Source organism: bacterium (genome assembly GCA_023150945.1).
GTDB lineage: Bacteria > Zhuqueibacterota > Zhuqueibacteria > Zhuqueibacterales > Zhuqueibacteraceae > Coneutiohabitans.
The window spans coordinates 134,611-157,997 of sequence record JAKLJX010000010.1 but is presented as its reverse complement, the minus strand read 5'-3'; the positions used below and the strand labels follow the sequence as shown (position 1 = coordinate 157,997).

The window sequence follows — 23,387 nt, the reverse complement described above, 5'->3', positions numbered from 1 at the left end:
AGATCTTTGGCAGATCAAAGTTACGCCGGACAATGAAAACGGGTTGACAAATACCTGTGCTGTCGATGTCCTGCCACTGCGGGGTGTTGACAAGCAGCGCTTCGTTCAGAAACCGGGCAGCATTTCCCCCGGGATAATGAACGCAATCGTGGCAGCCCAATTGCCGAAACTTCTGAATTTTAGAGAAATCACTTTCATATGACCCTGCGCCTCTTCGACACCTATACCCGCGAAGTTCGTGAGTTCAAGCCGCTCAATGCGAATCAAGTCGGCTTGTACACCTGCGGCCCGACGGTTTATGACTTTGCCCACCTCGGCAACCTGCGCACCTACCTTTTCGAGGACATTCTGCGCCGCGTACTCGAATGCAACGGCTATGCGGTCAAACACGTGATGAACATCACCGACGTCGGCCATCTCGTCTCCGATGCCGACACCGGCGAAGATAAAATGGAAAAAGGCGCGCGCCGCACCGGCAAATCCGCCTGGCAAATCGCGGAAGAATACACGCGCGTTTTCCAGGAAGATTTGCAGCATCTCAATATTCTGCCGCCCACGATTTGGTGCCGCGCCACCGATCACATTCGCGAACAAATCGATACCATCCGCTGCATCGAAGCCAAGGGCTTCACCTATCGCACTTCGGACGGCATCTATTTCGACACCTCGAAACTGCCGGACTACGGCTATCTCGCGCGGTTGGACATCGCAGGCCTGCAGGCCGGCAGCCGCGTCGAAGTCGGCGAAAAACGCAATCCCACCGATTTTGCCTTGTGGAAATTTAGTCCGGCGGGTCAGCAGCGCCAGATGGAATGGGACAGCCCCTGGGGCATTGGCTTTCCGGGCTGGCACATCGAGTGCTCGGCGATGTCGGAAAAATACCTCGGCCCGTTTTTCGACATTCACTGCGGCGGCGAAGATCATATTCCGGTGCATCACACCAACGAGATCGCGCAAACCGAAGCCTGCCACGGCACGCGTCTCGCCAACTTCTGGATGCACGGCTACTTCCTGCAGCTCGAGGACGCCAAGATGGCAAAATCCACCGGCGAATTTCTGCGGGTGCAGACGCTGATCGACCGCGGCATCGATCCGCTGGCGTATCGCATGTTGTGCCTGGGCGCACACTACCGCACCAAACTGAATTTCACCTGGGAGAGCCTGGAAGGCGCGGCCACGGCCCTGCAGCGCTTGCGCACCACGATGCATGAGTGGGAGGCGTCCGGCGTCATCGATGAAAACTATCGCCGCAGATTTCTCGAGCAGATCAATGACGATTTGAACATGCCGCGTGCGCTTGCGGTCACCTGGGAACTGGTGAAGAGCGAGGTGCCCTCTGCTGCCAAGAAGGCGACGCTGTTTGAATTCGATCGCGTGCTGGGGCTGCGCCTGGCAGACTGGCAGCCGAAGCAAGAAACCGTGTCAAACGAAATCATGATGCTCGTGGAGCAGCGACGGCTCGCGCGCAGCGAAAAACGCTGGAAGGATTCCGATGCCTTGCGCGACCAAATCAAGGCAGCGGGCTGGGAGATTGAAGACACGCCGCAAGGGCCGAAACTGCGCCGGCAATCATCCAAAGTCTGAATGCTTGTGAATTTCTGGAGCCATCATGCTGACGAATTACATTCATGCTGCTTTGCGCCGTGCGACTTATGAGATTTTGCCGGAGGGCATGTTCTATGGCGAAATTCCCGGTTTTCAAGGCGTATATGCCAGCGCCAAAACCCTGGAAGAATGCCGCGAGCAATTGCAGGAAGTTCTCGAAGGTTGGATCGTGCTGGGTTTGCGCATGGGACATCAGTTCCCCGAGGTTGAAGGCATCCAGCTTTCGGTTGAACGGGAAATGGCGTAATGCCAGGCTTTGGCCCCATCAAGAGAATCGATTTGATTCGCCATCTCAGGGATTTGGGTTTTGAAGGCCCATATGCCGGCGGCAAGCATCAATACATGATCAAAGGAGAACTGAAGCTGGCGATACCCAATCCACATCAGAGCGATATCAGCCGCGATCTGCTTGCCCGAATTCTACGGCAGGCCGGCATTGATCGAGAAACTTGGGAACGACTCTAACTGGATCAACTTTTTCGATACTTCAGGAGAACAGTCTTATGCGCCGCGGAAAAGCTTTTGTAACTCTGCTTTCGCTGGCAGTCACCACCTCACTGGCCGGCAAAGAAAACTATACCCTCAATGGCAGCCAGGTTTCTCGCATCAACTATACGCTCTCGCAGCGGCTGGTGCCTGCGCCGGGCATCAATTTGCTCATCGTCAGCACGGTGATTCCCGCCTCCTTCACCTCGCCGACTTACAACCAGGAAATTTCGAATCTCAACCTGCAGTTCAATCCGCCGCCCAGCGACCGAGAAGAGAAGCTCGACGCCCGCGGCAACAAAGTGGTGACCGCCACCTGGCGGCAACCCTCGGCAACGATCGTGGCCTCGGTTTCCCTGACCGCCTCGAATTGGGTGAAGCTGGCCACGATCAACACCACTGCGCCCTTTCCGCTCACCGCGCTCACCGGCCCGGAAGCCGCTTATCTGGCTGCGACCAAGCAAGTGGCGGCGGACAATCCCTTGATTGCAGCAAAAGCCAAAGAGCTGACGCGCGGGGTGACCACCGAATTCGATGCGGTTCAACGCATTCTCTCCTGGGTCGTCGATCATGTCGATTATGTCTTGACGCCTCCCAGTTATGATGCGATCTACTCGTTCAACACCGGCAAGGGCAATTGCCAGAACTATTCCCATCTTTCTGCCGCGTTGCTGCGCGCGGTCGGCATTCCGGTGCGCATCGTCAACGGCGTCACCCTCAATCGTTCCTACGATGCCACCACCGGCGAGGGCCGCCTGACGCTGGGCATGGCGCAGGGCCGTCATTCCTGGATCGATGTCTATTTTCCCGATCTCGGCTGGGTGCCGTTCGATCCGCAACAAAGCCAGCTCTTCACCAGCAACCGCTACGTGCGCATCGAAGTCGGCCTCGACAATGAAGAAACCACGCAGGATGGTTTGGTGCGCTGGACCGTGGCGCGCGGCACCAAGGCGCAACCGGAATTCGAAGAGACCATTAACGCCGATTTCCCCGAAGACAAAACCATGATCACGGCCAAGCGCCAGGCCTACGGCCCCAAGAACTTGCTGCTTTCGCCGGACGTCAAAGCGACGTTTGTGCCCTATGTCGCAGCCGCAACGCCTCCGCCCCCGCCGCCGAAACCGGTTCCCGCCGAACCCGGCAAAGCGGCCTACACCAAGCCGTTTGTGTTCGGCAATCTCGAATTTCCCGAGGGCGTGAATTTCGCTTTCACGCGCGAAGTGGCAACCGGCGCCGGCGGCGCGCAGGAGCTGCGCAAAAACTTTCTGGTGGAAACCGCGGAATATGTCACGCGCTCGGCGCAATATGCCCAGATGTTCGTACTCGATCAGCCGGTGAGCGTGGAAAAGATCGCATTGGCGCTGCAAAAGTTCGGCGGGGAAGGATTCTTGTGGATGGAGATTTTGCAGGATCAAGATTCCAAACCCGGCGAAAACATTGCCACCAGCCCGCTGCTGGCGATGACGGATCTTTCCAACCGTCCGGGTTACTATTGGCAACCTTTCGATTTCACTCAAAAGAACGTGAAGCTGGCGCCCGGCCGCTATTGGATTGCGTTGGGCTTCAGCGGCACGCCGGTGGTGAATTGGTTCTATTCCTACGGCAAGCCGGTGGGCCCCAGCGACGGCACCCGCTACAAAACCATTCTCGATGAGGACTGGAGCAACAGCCTGTCCTTCGAGTTCAATTATCGCGTGGAAGGCAAAACCACACCGTGAGGCCGATCATGCTCGCGGTTGCCCACCGCGCGCTGATCCCTGCTGTGAGGAGGCGTTCATGAAGAAGATCTGCCTGTGCGCGGCGGCGCTGGCGCTGTTGCCGGCCGCCGCGCTGCCGCAAAGCTTTTCTTTCACGGCTGACACTTTGGCCCGCCGCGGCAATCCCGGGGAGTTGATCATTCTCGACGGCCGCATTAAGAACCTCAGCGCGCAGGAGTTGCAGATTCGCGTCATCCGCATGCAAAACGACCTGCCCGCGGGCTGGAGCACTTCGCTGTGCAGCGGAGATTTGTGTTTCCCGCCGTTCCTGAACTTCTACACCATTCCCGATACCGCGCTCGGGATTCCTGCGCTGGCCCCGGGTGAGACCTCGGATTTTCATTTGAACTTCACCACCGATCCCACCCAAACCGCCATTGCCGCAGTGCCGATTCGGGTTGAGAACATCAACAACGCCGCCGAATTCTCCGAGTTGACCTTTACGGCCAGCACGCAGCCTGCCGCCGTGGCAGAGATGCCGCGAGGCGGACCCGCGGACTTCAAACTGCTGGCGAATTTTCCCAACCCCTTCAGCGCTGCAACCACGATTCCCTTTGAAATCGGTGGCGGCCGGCCGGTGCCGGTGGAATTGCTGGTTTACAACCTGCTCGGCCGGGAAGTGGCGCGGGTGTGGCACGGGCTGGTGACGCCGGGCCGCCGTGAAGTCACCTGGCATGGACGCGATCACGCCGGCAGACCCGCGCCGCGCGGACTCTACTTCTACCAATTGCGTGTGGGCGCATACAGACAAACGCGAGCAATGCTGTTGCTCCAATAAACTTTCATGGCCTGATAATTCAGGCTGCTGCTGGAATCATCCACTTTTGGAGGGCAACCATGAAGCGCATCAACTGGCTTCGTATCTCCGTCGCCGCCGCGACGCTCGTTTTGGCCCTGGCGCTCAATCTTGCGATTCCATCTTTGTCACTGAGTCAGACGCAGCGCAACCCGGTGCTCGAGTTTTGCACGGGCACCTGGTGCCAGTGGTGTCCGTGTGGCGATGACGTCGTGCACAGCATCCTGGCCAGCAATCCCAACACCATTGTGCTGGCCTATCACGGCCCCACCGGCGCCGGCGATCCCTTTGCCAACTTCGCCGGCAGCTCGATCATCAACTCCCTCGGCTTCAGCGCCTATCCCACCGGCATCGTTGATCGCGCTACCGGCATCATCAGCCGCAATCTCTGGCCACAGCAAATCAGCAACCGCGCCACATTGCCTGCGACCGTGAGCATGGTGATGAAAAGAAAATACGATCGCGCCACGCGCAAATTCACCGCCAGCGTCGATTTCACCGCGCTGCAGAATTTGAACGGCGAATACCGCTGGAACGCGATTCTGGTCGAAGACGGCCAGGTTTACGCCCAAACTTCCAACACCACCTGCACGCCGGGCCGCACCACCCTGCCGAATTACGTGCACGAGTGGACCGTGCGCGCGATGATGAACGGCGCGCTCGGCCAGCAAATCGTCAACGGTGCGTGGAATCAGAATCAGACGATTTCCCAAACCTTCGAGTACACCGTTTCCGCCGCTGCGCCGGCCATCGTGCCGGAAAATTGCAGCGTGGTGGTGAAGGTCTACAAAGTTGGCTCATCGCTCGCGGCCAACAGCGAGATTCAGCAAGCGCAACGCTGGCCGCTGCTCTCGGATTACGAGGCCAAATTCACCGCCACGACCAGAGAGGCGCTGGGCCGCAGCACCGAGCCGGCGAGTTTCTCGGCGCTTTTGACCAACAGCGGCCTGCTCGCCGACACCTATAGCCTCAATCTCGAATTCGCCGGCGCAGCGGGCTGGTCGGCATCATTCACTACCAAAAACGGCACCTTCACGCCCGGGCAGTCCGAGGCTTTGACGCTGCAATCGGAAGAAACCGCCACGCTGACGGTGAACGTCAACGCCAATTCTATCAACGGCACAGGCCTCGCGCGGCTGCGATTCTCCTCTTCGAATGTGACTTCGGAGCAGTTGGAATTCCGCCTCACCACCTACGGCCTGGATCTGTTGCTGGTGGATGATGAGGAGAATGGATACGAATCCTTCGTGCTGCCTGCGCTCGACCAATCCGGCCAGAACTACGGCGCCATCTCCAGCCGCTCGCTGCCTGCAGCCGGAGATGATCTCTACAGCTTCAAAAGCATTCTGTGGATGACGGCACTCTCGCGGCCCGGGCTGACGCCGGCGGAACAGGAGCTGATCAAGGCTTATCTCGATCACGGCGGCCGCTTGTATTTGAACGGCCTTGATCTCGCCTATCAACTCGGCGACCCAACAAGCCCGTACTACTCGGCGAGCAGCCTGGAATTCCTCACCAAGTATTTGCATGCTTCCTTCGTGAAACGGAACGACACGCCGGCGGTGGTGGAAGGCATTGCCGGTGATCCGATTTCGGAGAGCTTGCCGCTGCTCTTCATCACCGGTGGCACGGGCGCGAGCACGGTCAATCCGGCAGAGGGCAGATTCGCCAATCAAATCGCGCCGGCGGGGCTTTACAGCAACGCGATTTTCAGCTTCTTCCAAACGCCCGACGCCGTCTCCGGGATTCGCGCGGTGCACTACGGCACGCACGGCAATGGCCGCGTCGTTTTCACCACCTTCGGCTTCGAGACCATCGACGGCGTGGAAGACAAAAACCTGCTGCTCGGCAAAATCAACAACTGGCTGGCGCTTCCCACCGGCCTCGCTGCGCCGGATGAACCCGGCCGAGTCTACCGCTTCGAGTTGGCAGCGAATTATCCCAATCCTTTCAATCCGGAAACGCGCATTGTCTACACCTTGCCCGCCGGTGCCCGGCAGCAATCCTCGCTGGTGGTGATCAATCAACTGGGCCAAACCGTGCGCACGCTGGTCCAGCAAGAACAAAGCAGCGGCCGCCACGAAGTGACGTGGGACGGCCGCGATGACCAGGGCCGACAAGTGCGCAGCGGCGTTTATTTCTACCGGCTGCGCCATGGCGCAGCTCAGGACACGCGCAAGATGATCCTTTTGCATTGAGCCGTTCGCGCTGCCCTGAGCCTCAACCGAATTCGCGCATGAATAAATCCCTTCGATTCGCGTTGCTGTTGTGCTGCAGCTTGCTCTCCTGCACCACCAAAGACGGCGATCTGGTTTCGTTCGAGCCCGGCGCCGGCGGTCTGGTGGTGCAGACGAGCCTCGGCCGCGGCCGCATTTTCGTCGATTATCGCGACACCGGCAAAGAGGCGCCGGCACTGATTGCTGACTTGACTCCGGGCCGGCACGTCGTGCATCTCTTTCTCGCCGGGCACAATGTCATTCCGGATTCCCAGGTGATTTCCCTCAGCGCCGGCGCCGAGGCGCTGGTGGAATTCGAGCTGCGGCAGAGTTCGAGCGTTGGCAATGTGCAGGTGAATTCCACGCCGGCGGGCGCGCTCGTGCGAGTCAACCGCCTGCCGCTCGGCCGCACGCCTTTGACCATCGCCGGTTTGGCCAGCGGCGATCATGAGCTGGCTCTGCACAAAGGCGGATATGAACCGGTGCGCCAGTCATTTCGCATTCGCACCAATCAAACCACCGAGCTTCAGCCAGCCCTGGCGCTGCGGCCGGCATTGACGTTGGTCGAGCATTTCTCCAACACCGATTGCGCGCCCTGCCCGGAGGCCGATCGCATCATCGAGGCCGTGCTGGTCGAAAGGGGTGTTGATTCAGCGGCCGTGATCTCCTATCATCCCGATTTCCCCGGCCGGCAGGATCCGTTTTTTCTGGCGGCGCAAACGGAGAATCTCAGCCGCTACGGTTTCTACGGCCGGCCGCCCTTGCCATTCGCGGTGGTCGACGGCCTCCGGCGGCTGGCCGGCACCGCCAATCTCGAAGCGCGCTTTCGCAGCGCGCTGGCCGGTCGCAGCGGCCGGCAGGCCACGGTGGTTTTGGATTTTGAGGAATTCGCGGAGGTGATGCAATCCGCGCGCGCCATTACCGGCAAAGTGCGCGTCGAAGCGCTCACGGATTGGGCGGGTCAAGACGCGGTTCTGCAGCTCGCTTTGATCGAGCGTGAGATTGTCTATCCCGTGGCGCCCGGCTCCAACGGCCAGAAGCGTTTCTTCGATGTCATGCGCGCGCTTTATCCCAGCGCCGAGGGCAGAGCCATCGCCCTGGCGCCGGGCGGGAGCGCCGTCTTTGACTTCGAGTTTGCGCGCAGGGCGGATTGGACCGGTGAGTTGCAGGTGGTGGCCTTTGTGCAAAACAGCGTGACCGGCGAGGTGTTGCAGGCGCATTGGTCCGCGAGTGATTGAACCACGAACAAATTCGGACATGAGGTTTTCCATGAAGCCCGCACGAATCGTGATGGTGTTCAGCCTGGCGCTGCTCGGCTTTGCGCGGCCCGAACGCGGCCCTGATTTTGTTTTGCCGGATCTCGCCGGCGGCAACTACAAGCTCTCCGAGCATCTCGGCAAAGGCCCGATCTTGATCAATTTCTGGGCGACCTGGTGTGTGCCCTGCCACGCCGAGATGAGAAAGCTGAAAGAGATTCACGAGCAATACGCCCAGCGCGGCTTGACGATACTCGCCATTGCGATTGACGATCCCAAGACCGTCGGCAAAGTGAAGAGTTTTGTCAATACCCATCGCTACCCATTTCACTTCCTGCTGGACACCGACAACAAGGTGTTCAAGCTCTATCAAGGCTCGAATCCGCCGCTGTCGGTGTTGCTGGACAAGACCGGCGAAATTGTCTACACACACACCGGCTATCGCAAAGGTGATGAAAAAAAACTGGCGGAGCAGATTGTCCGGCTGCTGCCACCGGAGTGAACCGTGCACTTGACCACCACCTGCCTGATTCTAATCTCCCTCCTGCCCATTGCTGCGGTGCGGGCGCAGGTTCAAGTTTCCGGCAACAACCAGCTTGAATATGCGCACAATGCCAGCGCCGACGTCAAGCTGCAATCACCGGCTCGCCGCGATTTCTTTGAGAATTGGACGGAAGGCAACTTGCGCTATCGCCAGTTTCGTCTCGGCCTGCGGCTGGAGATGCACAACGCACCGCAGATCTATGCGCCCGATCAATCCATTCGCAAGGCTGAATTCGCCCAACGCTTTCTGGAGTATGACAGCGGCACGCTCAACGTGCGCGCCGGCCACAACTATGCCTTGCTCGGCCGCGGCTTGACGCTGCGCTTCTTCGAAAACCGGCAATTGCGCTACGACACCCGCCTCGATGGCCTCACGGTTGCCTATCGCCAGGCGAACTTCGATCTCACCCTGCTCTCCGGCCAGCCGATCAATCGCGAGAATGAACGGCAGAAGATCTTTCATGGCGCGGAATGGCGCCTGAAGCCGCTCAAACAAGTTCATGCCGGCGCGACTGCCGTGACCACGCATCCTGACGGCAAGCAGCGCGTGAGCTGGGGCTCGCTGTTTTCCGAAATCAATCTCCCGCACGGCAGCCTTTATCTCGAATATGCCCGCGAAGACAATCCCAATGAAACGAAATCCGGCGCGGCGCTTTATCTCAACGCCAATGCCTTGCTGGGCGCCTTCAGCTTGACCGCGGAATTCAAAGACTACGATCGCTTCGAGCAATATGAAGGCGTCTATTTCAACAATCCGCCGCTGGTCGCGCGCGAACATCTCTACACGCTGCTCAACCGCCATCAACTCGTGCAAAACACCAACGATGAAACCGGCTATGCCTGCGAAGCCGCCTATCCGGTGATCAAAGACGGCGTGCTCACCGCGCACTACAGCCGCACCGAGAATCATCAACAGGAAAGACTCTTCGAAGAATTCTACAGCCAGTTCGAGTGGACCACGCCCTTCGACTGGGAATTGTTCGGCGCCGCCAGCCGCCAGCAGGATGCGTCAGCGCGCTATCTCAATCTCGTCGGCAGTGCCGCCGCGGAGGTGACGGACTTCTACGCGGTGAAAGCCATTGTCGAGCATCAACACACACGCCGGTTGTTGAACGATCAACAATTCTACAGCCAGGCGGTGACGCTGGGGCTCAGTCATGCGCCCAACTGGACGGTTTCGCTGCTCACCGAGCGCACCACCGAGCAGGACCTGAGCCAAAAGCTCTGGGCCGCCGTGCAGGTCGATGTGAATTTCTGGAAGAACTTCGATCTGTCGCTGGTTGCGGGCTCGCGACGCAAGGGCAAAATTTGCGTTGGCGGCGTGTGCGTGATCAAGCCCGAGCTGGAAGGTGTGGAAGCGACGCTGATCACGCGTTTTTGAGGCAGTCTGATCACTTCAGAGGAGACTGTGATGCGCCTGCAACCGATTTTTCTGACGCTGTGCCTGAGTGCTGGTTTCGTGGCCGCGCAGGAACCCGCGCCGATTCTCGCGCTCACCGCGGCGCGGTTCTTCGAGGCGCAAACCGGAAAACTATTGCCACACCGCGTTGTGCTGGTGCAGGGAGACCGCATCGTCGCGGTGCAAGACCAGGCCGCGGCGTTGCCGGTGAACGTCAAGCGCCTCGACCTGGGCGAGGCCACCCTCCTGCCCGGCTTGATCGACGCACACAGCCATCTGTTCCTCCATCCCTACAACGAAGCATCGTGGAATGATCAAGTCTTGCAGGAATCGCTGGCACTGCGCACCGCGCGTGCCGTGGTTCACGCTGAAAAAACTTTGCTGGCTGGTTTTACAACATTGCGCGATCTCGGCACCGAGGGCGCGGCTTATGCTGATGTCGGCATTCGTGATGCCATCAAGCAGGGCATCATTCCCGGACCGCGACTGTTGGTGGCCACGGCTGCGATCGTGATCACCGGCGGCTACGGGCCGGCGGGGTTCGATCCGCGTTGGGAAGTGCCGCAGGGCGCGGAAATCGCGGATGGTGTTGACGGCGTGCGCCGCGTCGTGCGCCGCCAGATTGGCCACGGCGCGGATTGGATCAAAGTCTATGCGGATTATCGCCACGGCGGTGTGAACGCGCCGACGTTTACGCTCGACGAGTTGAAGGCGGCGGTTGATGAAGCGGCTGCGACCGGACATGCGGTGGTGGCGCATGCCAACACTCCGGAAGGCATTCGCCGCGCGGTGCTGGCCGGCGTGAAGAGCATCGAACACGGCAGCCAGGCCGATGAGAAGAGCCTGAAGCTCATGCTCGAACACAAGGTCGCTCTTTGTCCGACTTTGGCCGCGGTGGAGGCGATTGCAGGTTATGCGGCACCGCAGGAACGCGCAGAACGCCAGCGCCGCGTTGCCGAGCAAAAAGAGATGTTCGCGCGTGCTGTGCGGCTCGGTGTGAATATCGTGTGCGGCAGTGACGTGGGCGTGTTCGCGCACGGCGAGAACGCCTGGGAAATCGAGCTCATGGTGCAATACGGCATGTCTCCGCACGCGGCGCTGCAAGCCGCGACCATCAACGCCGCGCACCTGCTCGGCATGGCCGAACAAATCGGTGAATTGGCGCCCGGCAAGCTCGCAGACGTCATTGCAGTCAAGGGCGATCCGCTGGCGGATATTCGCTATGTGCGCAAGGTGGTATTCGTAATGAAGGAGGGGAAAATCTACCGGCAGGAGGCGAGATCAATCTCGCCGGGTGGGAGATGATTGTCTCTTTACTTGCAAGACCAATATTGGCCATTGGGACGTTGTGTCAATGACTATTCATAATCGCAGAGGAGGATTTCCATGTTGTTGAGCAAGAAAGTGCATGTGCTTTCCCTTTTGGTTCTGTTGAGCGCAACCATGCTGTTCGCGCAAAACCGCCTCACGCCGGAGATGGTGGTGAATCTCAAAATCGTGAGCGCCGCAGAGATCGATCCAACTGGCAAGAACGTTGCCTATGTGCTCACCACCGCTCGCGCCGCCGAGGAAGAAACGGGGGGCCGCTACAGCGAGTTGTTCGTCACTTCGGTCTCGGGCGGTGCGGCCCGGCAATTCACCTTCAGACCACAAGGCGTCAGCGCGCCGCAATGGTCGCCGGAGGGCAAGTGGCTCTATTTCTCCGCGCTGCGCAAGGAACAGAGTGAGCGCAACGCAGTTTATCGCATCGCGCTTGATGGCGGCGAAGCCCAGTTGGTTGCCAAGGCCGCGAGCGACATTACCAGTTATCTCCTTTCACCCGACGGCCAGTGGCTCGCTTACCTCATGACCGACGTCCAAACCGCAGCGGACAAGCAGAATGCCAAGGTCGGCAAGGACGTTCGAACCGTCGACCAGAGTTTCAAATTCCCGCGCCTTTACGTACAACCGGCGGCCGGCGGCGAAGCCCAAGCGCTGACCGGCGAAATCGCGGTGTGGAGTTTTGTCTGGTCGCCGGATGCCAGCAAGCTGGTCCTGCAAGCGAGCGCGACGCCCAAGACTGACGATTCTTACATGTTCAAGAAGATCTATGTTGTGAATCGCACGGGTGGCGAGGCGAAACTGCTGACCGAGACCAAAGGCAAGCTCGGCGCTATGAGTTGGTCTCCGGACGGCCAACGGCTGGCCTTTCTCGCGGGTGTGGACGAGAGCGATCCCGCCCATGGCAGCATCTTTGTCGTCGCCGCGGCCGGCGGCACCGCGATGAACATCACCGAAAACTATGAAGGCACGGCAACCTGGGTCGAATGGATCAATGCCACGACGCTGGCCTTCACCGCGGTCGAGCGCAGTCACACCGTGCTGAAAACCATGCCGGCGCAAGGCGGAAGAATGACGGCTGTAATCACCAGCGGGTTCACGTTCAATGCGGCTTCGCTGGCGAGAGACGGCAAATCGTTCGCGCTGGTGGCCAACACCGACAATCACCCCAACGAAGCTTTCAGCGGCAGCCTGGCCACCGGCAAGCTCACCCGTTTGACCAACAGCAATCCCGAACTGGCCAATGTGCAACTCGCCGGCAGCGAAGAAATTTCCTGGACTGCGCGCGACGGCTTGGAAATTACCGGACTGCTGATGCTGCCGCTGAACTACGAGAAGGGCAAGCGCTATCCCTGCCTCGTGCAGATTCACGGCGGTCCGGAAAGCGCCTACTTGGACGGCTGGAGCACCAACTATGTGCAATGGGGCGAGCTGCTGGCGGCGAATGGTTTCGTGGTGTTCAGTCCGAACTATCGCGGCAGCACCGGCCGCGGGGTGGCCTATGCCAAGGCCGATCACCAAGACCTCGGCGGCCGTGAATTCGAAGACGTGCTCGATGGCCTGGCGCATCTCGATCGGCAGGGTCTGATTGATTTGAACCGCGTCGGCATGGGCGGTTTTTCCTACGGCGGGTATTTCTCCGGCCTGGCAGCGACACGCTACAGCGAACATTTCAAGGCCGCCTCCATGGGCGCGGGCATCGCCAACTGGGTTTCGTTCACGGGAACTTCCGACATTCCCTACGAAAACTCGATGGTGCACTGGAATCTGCCGGTGTGGGAAAACATGGAAAAGGCATGGCTGGCCTCGCCCATGGCGCATGTGCAGAAGTCATCGACTGCCCTGCTCATCTCGCACGGTGACAAGGACGACCGCGTACCGCTCACGCAAGGCTGGGAAATCTACACCGCACTCAAAATGCTGGGGAAGACCGTGGAATTCGACATCTACCCGCGCGCCGCGCACGGCTTTCGCGAAGCCAACCATCAACTCTTCTCCATCAAGCGCAATCTCGAGTGGTTTGAAAAATACGTGAAAGGCGCCACCAGCGGGCCGGCGGTGCCGTGAGGCAATCTTCCGCAGGATGACAACGTAGCGCAGACACCCTGCCGGCCTGCCGGGGAAAGTCTGCGCTACGGCATTTCTGCGTTGCATGATCAAAATTGGACGACTGTTTAATCTCAGAGGATCGCGTTCATGAAATGGCAGCACACCGCAGCATTTTTTTCAATTCTTCTCCTTTCGTCCTCCCTCCCGGCGCAAACGCCACAGCACTGGCAGGCGCACCGCACCGCTTTCATGCGGCATCTCAGTGCCAAAAGCATTGCCCTGTTCAAAGCGAGTGAGGAAGTCATTCGCAACGGCGATGTGGAACACGATTACCGCCAGGACAGCAATTTTTACTATCTCACCGGAGGCACTGAGCCAGATACGAAACTGCTGCTGGTGCCGGCCGGCCTCGTCGTGCCGGAACACACCCAGCCGGCGACTGAAATCCTGTTTGTGCGGCCGCGGTATCCCCACGCCGAAATGTGGGACGGCCCGCGCCTGGGCGTGGCAGGCGCGCAGAGTGCGTTGGGCTTCCGCGTGGTTTTGAGCATGGCGGAATTCGACCGGATCTATCGCACTGCGCTGGCTGCCGCCGATACGTTGTATTTGGAGACCGGCCGCGCGGAACAACACCGCCGCACCTCACCGGCGGCTGATTCCACGCACAGCGCGCTGGAGACGCTGTTGGGCGTCAAGCTGCAGAATCCCGGCAGGATTCTGCAGCGCTTGCGTGAAGTCAAATCACCCGCGGAAATTGCGCTGTTGCGCCGCGCGATTGCCATCACCTGCGCGGCGCAGCGCGAAGTAATGGCCTCGGCGCAAACCGGCATGCGCGAATATGAATTGCAGGCGATGCTCGAGTACGTCTTCACCAAAAACGGCAGCCCGCGTCTGGGCTTTCCCTCCATCGTCGGCGCAGGGCCCAACTCCTGCATCCTGCACTATCGCGCCGGCGACCGCCAAGTGCAAGCCGGCGATCTGGTGGTGATCGACATCGGCGCGGAATACGGCATGTACACTGCGGACGTCACGCGCACGATTCCGATCAGCGGCAAATTCACCAACGAGCAGGCAGAGATTTACAATATCGTGCTGGCTGCGCAAGAGGCGGCCATGGCGCTGGTCAAGCCCGGTGTCCGCTTCCACGACTTGACCGCCGCCGCCGTGCGCGTGATTGTCGCCGGCTTGATCAAACTCGACATTCTCAAAGGCAGCGTCGAGGAAAACGTGCAAGCCGGAACTTATCGTGATTTCTTCCCGCATGGCCTGAGCCACTACCTCGGCCTCGATGTGCACGACGCCGGCACGTACGGCCCGCTGCAGGCCGGCACGGTCTTCACGATCGAGCCGGGCATTTACATATCTGCCGCCACCGCAAAAAAGCATGGTTTACCGGAGGGCTACGCCAATCTCGGCGTGCGCATCGAAGATGACATTTTGGTGAAGGAGAATGGTTATGAAAACCTCTCGGCCGGCGCGCCGCGGGGCGTGGCTGAGATTGAAGCTTTGATGGCGCAAAGGGGCCAATTCGAAAAGCTGGCGGAATGAAGACAGAACTCCAACAGATCGATCAACTCGATGAGGCACAAAGCTCAGAACTGCATCAGCTCTTTCAAGCAGAGTGGTGGACCAAAGGCCGGACTTTGGAAGATACGCGCCGCATGCTCAAGCAGTGCGACTTGATTGTCGCTTTCTGCGAACCAGAAGGCAGAAAGTTGGCGGTTTTCAGCCGCGTGCTTACGGATTTCGTTTACAAGGCCTTCATCTTTGATGTCATCGTGGCGGCGCCCTACCGCCGATCGGGGACGGGCCGCGCCCTGCTCGAGGCCATCGTGCAGCATCCCGACCTGCAACAGGTGAGACACCTCGAATTGTACTGCCTGCCGGAATTGGTTCCTTTTTATGAAAAGTGGGGATTCAGCAGTCAATCGGACAAGTTGGCGTTTATGCGACGAACCCAATCATGAAGCAGAAGCCGCATGGCCGTCACAGAATTCGGTGGGGCGCGTTCTGTGCGCCCGCGGCTTCGCATCAGTCATCAATTCCCAGGAGCCAAACATGAGCAACAAGCTGTCACGGCGCGACTTCATCAAGACCGCCTCCGGCGTGGGCGCGGCGATTGCCGCGGTGGCGGGTTTTCCCGCGATTGTCACGAGCAAAACCAGAAGGCTCACGCGGCCCGGCGGCAAACTGCCGGTGCTGGTCTGCAGCCGCGGCGAGGATTGGGGCCGGAAAACCAACGGCCCGGGTTGGGAAATTCTCAGCGGCGGCGGCAACGTGCTCGATGCGGTCGAGAAAGCCGCGAATGTCACCGAGCTTGATCCTGAGGATACCAGCGTGGGCTACGGCGGCCTGCCGAACGAAGACGGCGTGGTGCAACTCGATGCCTCCTGCATGTACGGCCCGACCTACAAGGCCGGCTGCGTGGCCGCGCTGGAAGGCATTAAAACGCCGAGCAGTGTGGCACGCTTGGTGATGGAACGCACCGATCACATGATGCTCGTGGGACCCGGCGCACAGCGCTTTGCGATCATGCACGGCTTTCAGGTTGAAAATCTGCTCACTGAACAGGCGCGCTTGATCTGGCTCAAGTGGAAGGAGACCCACAGCGATCAAGACGACTGGTTGCCGCCGGCCGATGGCATCTATCGTGATCGCACCGGCCGCACCAACGGCACCATCAACGTGCTGGGCGTCGATGACAAGGGCGATGTCGCCGGCATCACCACCACCAGTGGGCTTGCTTACAAGATCTCCGGGCGGGTTGGCGATTCACCCATCATCGGTGCGGGATTGTATGTCGACAATGAAGTCGGTGCCGCCGGCGCCACCGGCCGCGGCGAGGAAGTGATTCGCACGTGCGGGAGTTTCTATGTGGTGTCTTTGATGCGGCAGGGCCTGTCGCCGACGCAGGCGTGCGTGGAAGCGTGCCGGCGGATTATCGAGATCAACAAAAAGCTCGGCACCCCCATCGATTTTTATGACAAATTCGTGGCGGTGAACAAGAAAGGCGAAGTGGGCTGTGCCGCGATTGCCTATCCCCAGGGTCGCAAGCATGAAGTGGCTTTCACCAATCCCGACGGCTTCACCGCGATGGAGGGCGAATTGGTGAAGCCTTGAGGGCTGAGAAGATTCTTCGAATTCGACAAGCTGATGCCGGCCGGTGAACCTCACCGCGCCGGCATCACTACTTTGCAGCATGTTCCTGCAACGGCTGGGCCGTTGCATCCAAAATTCTCAGAGTTCCCGCGGGACTCGAAGTCTCAGAAACCTCGGCGCGCCGAGGTTGGAACCTTTTCATTGGCGCAGATTGTTCCTGCCACGGCTGGGCCGTTGCATCGATACCATCAGAGTTCCCACCGCCCTCGAAGTCTTGGAAACCTCGGCGCGCCGAGGTTGGAACCTCTTCGTTGGGGAAAAATGTTCCTGCCACGGCTTGGCCGTGGCCTCGAAATCCGCAGAGTTCCCACCGCACTCGAAGTCTCAGAAACCTCGGCGCAGCCGAGGTTGGAACCCTTTCGCCGGGGAAAAATGTTCCTGCCGCGGCCTGGCCGTTGCATCGAGACCATCAGAGTTCCCACCGCCCTCGAAGTCTTGGAAACCTCGGCGCGCCGAGGTTGGAACCCTTTCGTCGGGGAAAAATGTTCCTGCAACGGCTTGGCCGTTGCATCGAAATCTTCGGAGTTCTTACAAGCCCTCTGTTCCGGGATCTCCCCTGCCAAGGTGATCTCCGCGGGAAAAGCCGCGAGTGGAACTTCCACTGCGCGCCAGGAAATCCGCCGGCAACAGCCGTGTGCTGCCGGCGGCCCGGCACCGTTTCCGTCAGCGCGGCGCGGTACTCTTGAGATACTTGAGGAAATCCGAATCGGTCTTCAAGAACAGCGTGCTGTTTTGGTTGAGCGTCGTGCGATACGAATCCAGCGTCTGCAGAAAGGAATAGAACTCCGGATCGCGATTGTAGGCGTCGGCATAGATCTTGGCGGCCCGGCCATCGGCCTCGCCTTTGATCTGCTGCGCCTGCTTGTAGGCTTGCGAGGTGATGGTCTGCAAATCCTTCTCGCGCTGGCCGTCGATCTTGGCGCGTTCGCCCTGGCCTTCAGAGCGGTATTTCTCGGCAATGCGATTGCGTTCGGCAATCATGCGATCGTAGACTTTGCGCAGCACATCATCGATGTAGTTGATGTGTTTGATGCGGATGTCGATGACTTCGATGCCGTATTGCGGCACCATCTCGCTCACCTTGGCGAGAATGCGATCCATGATTTGGCTGCGGCCGCTGGTGATATTCTCGATTTCCTGCGATTCGACCGTGGGCTCGACCGTGCCGGAGTCGCCCTCGACGATGGTGGTCATCTCGCGGTTGCTGTTGCGCACGATTTCGATCAGCGGGCTTTGTGTGATGATATCGCGGGTGACGCCGTCGATGATGTCATCCAGCCGGCTTTGCGCGGCGGTTTCGTTGTTGACGGATTGGTAGAATTTCAGCGGATCAACGATGCGCCAGCGCGCAAAGGTGTTGACCCAGATGTACTTCTTGTCCTCCGTCGGAATTTGATTGGGCGCGCCGTCCCATTCGAGTATGCGCTTGTCGAAAATCGTGACTTTCTGGATGAAGGGCACCTTCATATGCAGGCCGGCCTCGCGAATCGGCTGGTCGATCGGTTCACCGAACTGGGTGATGATGGCCTGCTGCGTTTCACCCAACGTGTAGAAGGAAGCGCCGGCCACCAACACCAGCACGAACACCGCCAGCAGCAGAAATACGCGACGGAAGTTCATGGCTGACCTCCTTTCTCCAAGCCGCGCAACTGCAACAGGGGAATCAAATTGCTTTGCTTGTCATCGATGATGTAAACTTCCTTGACGCGCGGCATGACTTCGAGCATTGTTTCCAGGTACATGCGGCGCCGGGTGACGTCGCGGGCGCGGCTGTATTCCTGCCAAATCGCGAGAAACTTGTCGGCGTCGCCGCGGGCACGGTTGACACGATTAACGCTGTAACCCTCCGCCTGCCGCAGCAGTTGCTCGGCTTCGCCCTGGGCTTGCGGAATCACCTTGTTGTAAGCTTCCAGCGCCTCGTTGATGATGCGTTCGCGTTCCTGCTTGGCTTCGTTGACGGCATTGAACGCCGGCTGCACCGGCCCGGGCGGGTTGACGTCCTGCAGATTGACGGTCACGATATCGACGCCGGTTTCGGTGTGATCGAGCAGTTGCTGCAGCAGATCGCGAACCTCCAGCGAAATCTCCTGGCGGTTGGTGATGATGACTTCATCGACGCTGTGATCGCCCACCACCTGCCGCATCGCCGATTGCGTCAGGTCACGGATGGTGCCGGTGATGTCACGCACATGAAAGAGATAGGCCTTGGGGTCCTTGATGCGATACTGCACGATCCACTCCACCAGCGCGCAGCTCAGGTCGCCGGTCAACATCAGCGACTCGGAGCTGAAATCGCCCTGATCGTAGGTCGAGCGCACGCCCGGCGCCTGCGTGCGATAGCCGAATTCCTCCTTGAGCACCCGCTGCACTTTCACCTTTTTCACCGTTTCAATGCCAAACGGGATCTTCATGTGCAGCCCGGGCTGCATCGTCTCAACATACTTGCCAAAGCGCTGGATCACGCCGACTTCATCGGCATCAACGGTGTAGAATGACGAGAGTAAAAACCATGCGACCACCGCGCCGATCGCGATCCAACGCAGCCAGCGGCCTTCAAAGCGCGGCAATTCGACGACTTTGCCGCTCATGTTTACCATACGCGCCATAGCGCCCAGCCTCCTTTCTGCAATTCGAACGTGTTTTGTGGAACATGTGAGCAAGCTAGAAGAATTTGGGGATTGTGCAAGCGATTTGGCCGGCGCCAGTCAAATAGTTGGGCGACATCCGGCGCGGCAGGACACGGCAGGCAGTAGACAAGCCTTCGAGAAAGCGAGGCCTTTTCCGCCGCGGCAAATTCAACTTGCAATTCATCCGCACTTTTGACATCATTTGCGCAAATGCGCGACGGGGCACACGCCATGAACGATCACCAGCAACTCCTCCAGCAAGCCGAACAGCTTTTGCACGCGGTCTTTGCGCACCAGCAATTCCGGCCGGGCCAGGCAGAAATTCTGTCGGCGGTTTTGCAGGGCGATCCCGTGCTCGCCATCATGCCCACCGGCGGCGGCAAATCGCTGTGCTATCAACTGCCGGCGCTGTTGTTCGAGGGCATCACGCTGGTGGTCTCGCCGCTGATCGCGCTGATGAAAGACCAGGTCGATCAGTTGCAGCGCCGCCGCTACCCTGCCAGTTTCATCAACTCGACGCTGCCCGTGGAGGAGATCCGCCAGCGGCTGCGCGCCGTGCGTGCCGGCGAGATCAAGCTGCTGTACGTCGCGCCGGAGCGCTTCCACTCCGGCTACTTCATCGAGCACATGCAAGGCTTGGAAGTCTCCCTGTTTGCCGTCGATGAAGCGCATTGCATCTCGCAATGGGGACACGATTTCCGGCCTTCTTATTTGCAGTTGCGCCGCGCCATCGACACGCTGGCGGCGCAGCGCATTCTCGCGCTCACCGCCACGGCCACCGAGCGTGTGCGCGGCGACATCATCACCCAGCTCAAGCTGGAGAAACCCAGGGTCTTCGTTGCCGGCTTCGATCGGCCCAATCTGCGCCTGGCGGTGCAGCAGACCAGCGACAAGACCGGCCCGATTTGCGAGTATCTCCGCCGCGCGCAAGGCATGGGCATCGTTTACGCCGGTACGCGCAAGGGGGTCGCAGGCCTGACCGCCGTCCTGCAGCAGGAAAAGATCAAGGCGGTGGGCTATCACGCCGGCATGGACCTCCCGGCGCGCAAACGCGCGCAGGAGATGTTCGTGCAGGAGAAAGTCCGCTGCATCGTCGCCACCAATGCTTTTGGCATGGGCATCGACAAGCGCAACGTGCGCTTCGTGCTGCATGCGGACATGCCGGGCGCGCTGGAAGCCTACTATCAGGAGGCCGGGCGCGCCGGCCGTGACGGCCAACCGGCGGATTGTATCATCTTCTATTCGCCGCAAGATCTGTATCTGCAGCAATTCTTCATCGACTGCGACAACCCCGAGCCACAAGTGGTAGAAGACGTCTATGACGTGCTCTGTGAAGTTGACCTCGCAGCCGGCGAAATCATTCAGTTGCAGAGCGACGAAATCGTGCGCATGCTCGACCTCAAATTGCCCGGCTCGGTGGTGAATGCGGCGCTGCTGTTTCTCGCTGAGATCCAATACCTCACGCTGGTCACGCCCTCGCCGGACGTGGTTTACCTGAAAAAGCTGTCCCGCAAGGCCCCGCCGCCGGCCGGCGAGTTGTGGCCCTTTCTCGTGGATCTGTGCGAAGGCCAGCGCGGCTGGCAAAGGCTCGATCTGCGCGAGGCCGCGAATGCACTGCGCCAAAACCCCGCGCAGCTCAAGCTGCAACTGCAGGCGCTGGCCGAACCAGGCCTGCTGCAGTTGGCTGGACCGTTTCTGCGGCGCGGCATTCTGCTGAGCGACAGAAAAAAGGCGCTGCGCTTCGACGCCCGCATTCTCATCGAGCGCCGCGCCGAGGCATTGGCCAAGCTGCGCCAGATGCAACGCTATTGTGAACGCGCCACCTGCCGGCGCCACTTCATCCTCGACTACTTCGGAGAGAATCACGCCGCGCGCCAGTGCAACAACTGCGACAATTGCGCAGTCATCTGGTTGTCTTCCCGCGCCGCCACGGTGCTGGCGCAGAAGATTCTGAGCTGCGTGGTGCGCATGAAAGAACGCTTCGGCGCCACGGCGGTCGCGGAGGTGCTCAAAGGCGAGGATACGGAACGCAGCCGCAACTTCGCACACTTGTCGACCTTCGGCCTGCTGCGTGACCAGCCCTTGAAACAGATCATCACGGACATTCACCGGTTGGTGGCCGCTGGCTATCTCCAACGCGACACCGGTGAGTATCCGGTCTTGCAGGTGACGGCCAGCGGTTGGGAGGTGTTGCGCGGCCAGCGCGAAGCCGCACTGCCCGAGCCAACAAAACCCGTGGCCACGGCCCTCCGCAGGTTCAAAGTGAAGGGCAGAAGTCCGGCGCGAACCCTGCAGCTTGTGCAGCAAGGATTGACCGTAGCAGAGATCGCGGCAGAGCGCGATTTGAAGGAAAGCACGGTCTGGGTGCATCTTCGGGAATTGGCGCTGGCCGGAGAAATCAAGCGGCTGGACAAGATCATTCCGGCACGCGAATTCGCTGAAATCGAGAGGTTTCTGCGCAAGCACAGAGAATTCGATAGCGCGCTTATTCACCGGAGTCTGCCGCAACACCATCCCGGGAAAGTCTATCTCGTGGCTGCGGTGCTGCGCGTTCACGAGAAAGGCGCGGCGCTTTGATGCGGTCGGATTGCCGAATCAAACCTCGAAAACAATTCGCAACACCAGGCAAACATTGGAACCGCGAAGGCGCGGCGATCGCTGAGTTGTGACCTCAAAAGAGGCTTGCTCAGCGTTCGCTGCGACTTCGCGGTGCCGGTGGTGGAAATCTCACTCTTTGGGGTCTGCCATGCACGCTTCTTCCGAAACACACACCCTTCTCATCATCGACGACCAGCCGCAATTCGCCGAGGATTTCCGCCTGCTCATGGGCGACGAGTTTCAAGTGGTGGACGCCGCCAGCGGCGAAGAAGGTCTGCGCCGGTTTCAAGAGCTCGCGGTCGATCTAGTGCTGGTGGATCTCAAGCTCGGCCGCGGCATTGATGGCATCGAAACCCTGCGCCGCCTCAAGCGCCTCGATCCCGACGTGGCCGTGATTATCGTCACCGAGCACGCTTCCTGGGAAACCGCGCATCAAGCCGGCCAATTCGGCGCGCTGGATTATTGCAGCAAGGCGCCCAATCTCAAAGAGCTGCGCGCACATCTCAAGCAGCATCTGCAGAACCTGGCCTGGCGCCGGGCGTATCGCGACGAGTTGCGCCGGCAATATGCCCCGCTCATCGGCGAAAGTCCGGCCATGCGCAAGCTCGAGGAGGAAATCAATCTCATCGCGCCCACCGACCGTCTGGTGTTGATCACCGGCGAATCCGGCACCGGCAAAGAGCTGGTGGCGCGCGAGATTCACCGTAAGAGCCTGCGCGCGGAGCGTCCGCTGCTGGTGGTCAATTGCAGCAACCTGCCCGCAACGCTGTTCGAGAGCGAGTTTTTCGGACATGAACGCGGGGCCTTCACCAGTGCCGACCGGCCGCAGCGCGGACTGTTCGAAGAGGCGAACCACGCCACGCTGTTTCTGGACGAGGTTGGCGACCTGCCGCTGGAATCCCAGCCCAAAATCCTGCGGGCACTCGAGCACGGAACTTTCAGCCGCCTCGGGCGCCGGCAAGAGCAGCGCGCCGATGTGCGTATCATCGCGGCCACCAATCACGATTTGCAGAAAGATGTGGCCGCAGACCGGCTGCGGCATGATTTTTTCTATCGTCTGCAGCGCCTGCATCTGGAAGTGGCGCCATTGCGCCAGCGCCGGACGGACATTCCACTGCTGGTCCGGTACTATCTCGACTATTTCAGCCAGGTGCTGCACCGCACCGTCCCGGAGATTCCCGCGGAAGTTATGCAGGCTTGGGTGGAATACGATTGGCCCGGAAACGTCCGCGAATTGACCAGTGAAATCGAAAGTGTGGTCTTGTACAGCCGGGAGGGCCGGATCGACCGTTCCCGGCTGCGCAGCCTTTCCCCGGCTTCGAGCCGGCCGCCGGATCTGTTCCTGCCACTCTTCGAGCTGCCCTACGAGCAGGCGAAAGAGCGGCTGTTGGAGCAATTTCAATACACCTACTTTCGCGAGAAGCTGGCGCGGCACCAGGGCAACTACTCCCGTGCCGCGGAAGAAGCCGGCGTCAACCGGGCCACCGTCTATCGCATTCTGGGCGCACCAGGCGAGGCGTGAGTTTCAGAGGCAGTTGGTCGCCTTCATGCTCGAGAATGCGTTCGAGAAAATGTT

General features: G+C 59.8%; 18 protein-coding genes. 16 read left to right on the top strand and 2 right to left on the bottom strand.

The genetic code is table 11. The features are described from left to right. Positions 1–198: 198 nt before the first annotated feature. From cysS to L6R21_14595, 14 genes are all read left to right on the top strand, one after another. The gene (cysS, locus tag L6R21_14660; protein ID MCK6560434.1) at positions 199–1,584 is read left to right on the top strand and encodes a cysteine--tRNA ligase; all 1,386 of its coding nucleotides are present in this window, start codon (positions 199–201) and stop codon (positions 1,582–1,584) included. Positions 1,585–1,609: 25 nt separating this feature from the next. Next, entirely contained in the window at positions 1,610–1,852 is a 243-nt protein-coding gene (locus L6R21_14655; protein ID MCK6560433.1) for a type II toxin-antitoxin system HicB family antitoxin, read from the top strand. Next, positions 1,852–2,070: a type II toxin-antitoxin system HicA family toxin gene (locus L6R21_14650; GenBank protein ID MCK6560432.1), complete on the top strand. Its 219-nt coding sequence runs from the start codon at positions 1,852–1,854 to the stop codon at positions 2,068–2,070. Before L6R21_14655 ends, L6R21_14650 begins: the two co-directional genes overlap by 1 nt. Positions 2,071–2,108: 38 nt before the next feature. Beyond that, a complete protein-coding gene (locus L6R21_14645; protein ID MCK6560431.1) occupies positions 2,109–3,809 on the top strand; it encodes a transglutaminase-like domain-containing protein in 1,701 nt (566 codons plus the stop codon). A 58-nt stretch (positions 3,810–3,867) separates the two neighbouring features. Further along, positions 3,868–4,626, top strand: coding sequence for a hypothetical protein (locus L6R21_14640; protein MCK6560430.1), 759 nt, complete (start codon positions 3,868–3,870; stop codon positions 4,624–4,626). 59 nt (positions 4,627–4,685) lie between these two features. Further along, the gene (locus tag L6R21_14635) at positions 4,686–6,842 is read left to right on the top strand and encodes an Omp28-related outer membrane protein (GenBank protein MCK6560429.1); all 2,157 of its coding nucleotides are present in this window, start codon (positions 4,686–4,688) and stop codon (positions 6,840–6,842) included. A 38-nt stretch (positions 6,843–6,880) separates the two neighbouring features. Then, positions 6,881–8,098 carry a PEGA domain-containing protein gene (locus tag L6R21_14630; GenBank protein MCK6560428.1) on the top strand — a complete coding sequence of 406 codons (1,218 nt, stop codon included), beginning with the start codon at positions 6,881–6,883 and terminating at the stop codon, positions 8,096–8,098. A gap of 31 nt (positions 8,099–8,129) precedes the next feature. Beyond that, a complete protein-coding gene (locus L6R21_14625; protein MCK6560427.1) occupies positions 8,130–8,618 on the top strand; it encodes a TlpA family protein disulfide reductase in 489 nt (162 codons plus the stop codon). A gap of 3 nt (positions 8,619–8,621) precedes the next feature. Beyond that, on the top strand, positions 8,622–10,040 hold the full coding sequence (locus tag L6R21_14620) for a DUF6029 family protein (GenBank protein ID MCK6560426.1): 1,419 nt from the start codon (positions 8,622–8,624) through the stop codon (positions 10,038–10,040). 30 nt (positions 10,041–10,070) lie between these two features. Next, a complete protein-coding gene (locus L6R21_14615; protein ID MCK6560425.1) occupies positions 10,071–11,363 on the top strand; it encodes an amidohydrolase family protein in 1,293 nt (430 codons plus the stop codon). Between the two features lie 81 nt (positions 11,364–11,444). Further along, a complete protein-coding gene (locus L6R21_14610) occupies positions 11,445–13,445 on the top strand; it encodes a S9 family peptidase (protein MCK6560424.1) in 2,001 nt (666 codons plus the stop codon). A 129-nt stretch (positions 13,446–13,574) separates the two neighbouring features. Next, positions 13,575–14,975: an aminopeptidase P N-terminal domain-containing protein gene (locus tag L6R21_14605; GenBank protein MCK6560423.1), complete on the top strand. Its 1,401-nt coding sequence runs from the start codon at positions 13,575–13,577 to the stop codon at positions 14,973–14,975. Then, positions 14,972–15,394, top strand: coding sequence for a GNAT family N-acetyltransferase (locus L6R21_14600; protein MCK6560422.1), 423 nt, complete (start codon positions 14,972–14,974; stop codon positions 15,392–15,394). The genes L6R21_14605 and L6R21_14600 overlap by 4 nt, the downstream gene beginning before the upstream one ends. A 91-nt stretch (positions 15,395–15,485) precedes the next feature. Continuing rightward, entirely contained in the window at positions 15,486–16,547 is a 1,062-nt protein-coding gene (locus L6R21_14595; protein MCK6560421.1) for a N(4)-(beta-N-acetylglucosaminyl)-L-asparaginase, read from the top strand. A 702-nt stretch (positions 16,548–17,249) separates the two neighbouring features. Here the strand turns inward: L6R21_14595 and hflC are convergent. Together hflC and hflK are read right to left on the bottom strand one after the other, a co-directional pair. Next, positions 17,250–18,206 (bottom strand): protease modulator HflC, encoded by a 957-nt coding sequence (hflC, locus tag L6R21_14590; GenBank protein MCK6560420.1) that lies wholly within the window; start codon positions 18,204–18,206, stop codon positions 17,250–17,252. Next, positions 18,203–19,192 carry an FtsH protease activity modulator HflK gene (gene hflK / locus L6R21_14585; GenBank protein ID MCK6560419.1) on the bottom strand — a complete coding sequence of 330 codons (990 nt, stop codon included), beginning with the start codon at positions 19,190–19,192 and terminating at the stop codon, positions 18,203–18,205. The genes hflC and hflK overlap by 4 nt, the downstream gene beginning before the upstream one ends. A gap of 252 nt (positions 19,193–19,444) precedes the next feature. On the opposite strand from hflK, the gene L6R21_14580 reads away from it, so the two are divergent. Continuing rightward, complete coding sequence (locus L6R21_14580) at positions 19,445–21,790, top strand: RecQ family ATP-dependent DNA helicase (protein ID MCK6560418.1); 2,346 nt, start codon at positions 19,445–19,447, stop codon at positions 21,788–21,790. 169 nt (positions 21,791–21,959) lie between these two features. Continuing rightward, positions 21,960–23,333, top strand: a complete 1,374-nt coding sequence (locus L6R21_14575; GenBank protein ID MCK6560417.1) for a sigma-54 dependent transcriptional regulator — start codon at positions 21,960–21,962, stop codon at positions 23,331–23,333. Positions 23,334–23,387: the final 54 nt, after the last annotated feature.

Excerpts from the sequence above, each read along its gene's own strand:
- cysS (MCK6560434.1), top strand. The coding sequence starts at position 199 with ATGACCCTGCGCCTCTTCGACACCTATACCCGCGAAGTTCGTGAGTTC.
- L6R21_14655 (MCK6560433.1), top strand. The coding sequence starts at position 1,610 with ATGCTGACGAATTACATTCATGCTGCTTTGCGCCGTGCGACTTATGAG.
- L6R21_14650 (MCK6560432.1), top strand. The coding sequence starts at position 1,852 with ATGCCAGGCTTTGGCCCCATCAAGAGAATCGATTTGATTCGCCATCTC.
- L6R21_14645 (MCK6560431.1), top strand. The coding sequence starts at position 2,109 with ATGCGCCGCGGAAAAGCTTTTGTAACTCTGCTTTCGCTGGCAGTCACC.
- L6R21_14640 (MCK6560430.1), top strand. The coding sequence starts at position 3,868 with ATGAAGAAGATCTGCCTGTGCGCGGCGGCGCTGGCGCTGTTGCCGGCC.
- L6R21_14635 (MCK6560429.1), top strand. The coding sequence starts at position 4,686 with ATGAAGCGCATCAACTGGCTTCGTATCTCCGTCGCCGCCGCGACGCTC.
- L6R21_14630 (MCK6560428.1), top strand. The coding sequence starts at position 6,881 with ATGAATAAATCCCTTCGATTCGCGTTGCTGTTGTGCTGCAGCTTGCTC.
- L6R21_14625 (MCK6560427.1), top strand. The coding sequence starts at position 8,130 with ATGAAGCCCGCACGAATCGTGATGGTGTTCAGCCTGGCGCTGCTCGGC.
- L6R21_14615 (MCK6560425.1), top strand. The coding sequence starts at position 10,071 with ATGCGCCTGCAACCGATTTTTCTGACGCTGTGCCTGAGTGCTGGTTTC.
- L6R21_14610 (MCK6560424.1), top strand. The coding sequence starts at position 11,445 with ATGTTGTTGAGCAAGAAAGTGCATGTGCTTTCCCTTTTGGTTCTGTTG.
- L6R21_14605 (MCK6560423.1), top strand. The coding sequence starts at position 13,575 with ATGAAATGGCAGCACACCGCAGCATTTTTTTCAATTCTTCTCCTTTCG.
- L6R21_14600 (MCK6560422.1), top strand. The coding sequence starts at position 14,972 with ATGAAGACAGAACTCCAACAGATCGATCAACTCGATGAGGCACAAAGC.
- L6R21_14595 (MCK6560421.1), top strand. The coding sequence starts at position 15,486 with ATGAGCAACAAGCTGTCACGGCGCGACTTCATCAAGACCGCCTCCGGC.
- hflC (MCK6560420.1), bottom strand. The coding sequence starts at position 18,206 with ATGAACTTCCGTCGCGTATTTCTGCTGCTGGCGGTGTTCGTGCTGGTG.
- hflK (MCK6560419.1), bottom strand. The coding sequence starts at position 19,192 with ATGGCGCGTATGGTAAACATGAGCGGCAAAGTCGTCGAATTGCCGCGC.
- L6R21_14580 (MCK6560418.1), top strand. The coding sequence starts at position 19,445 with ATGAACGATCACCAGCAACTCCTCCAGCAAGCCGAACAGCTTTTGCAC.
- L6R21_14575 (MCK6560417.1), top strand. The coding sequence starts at position 21,960 with ATGCACGCTTCTTCCGAAACACACACCCTTCTCATCATCGACGACCAG.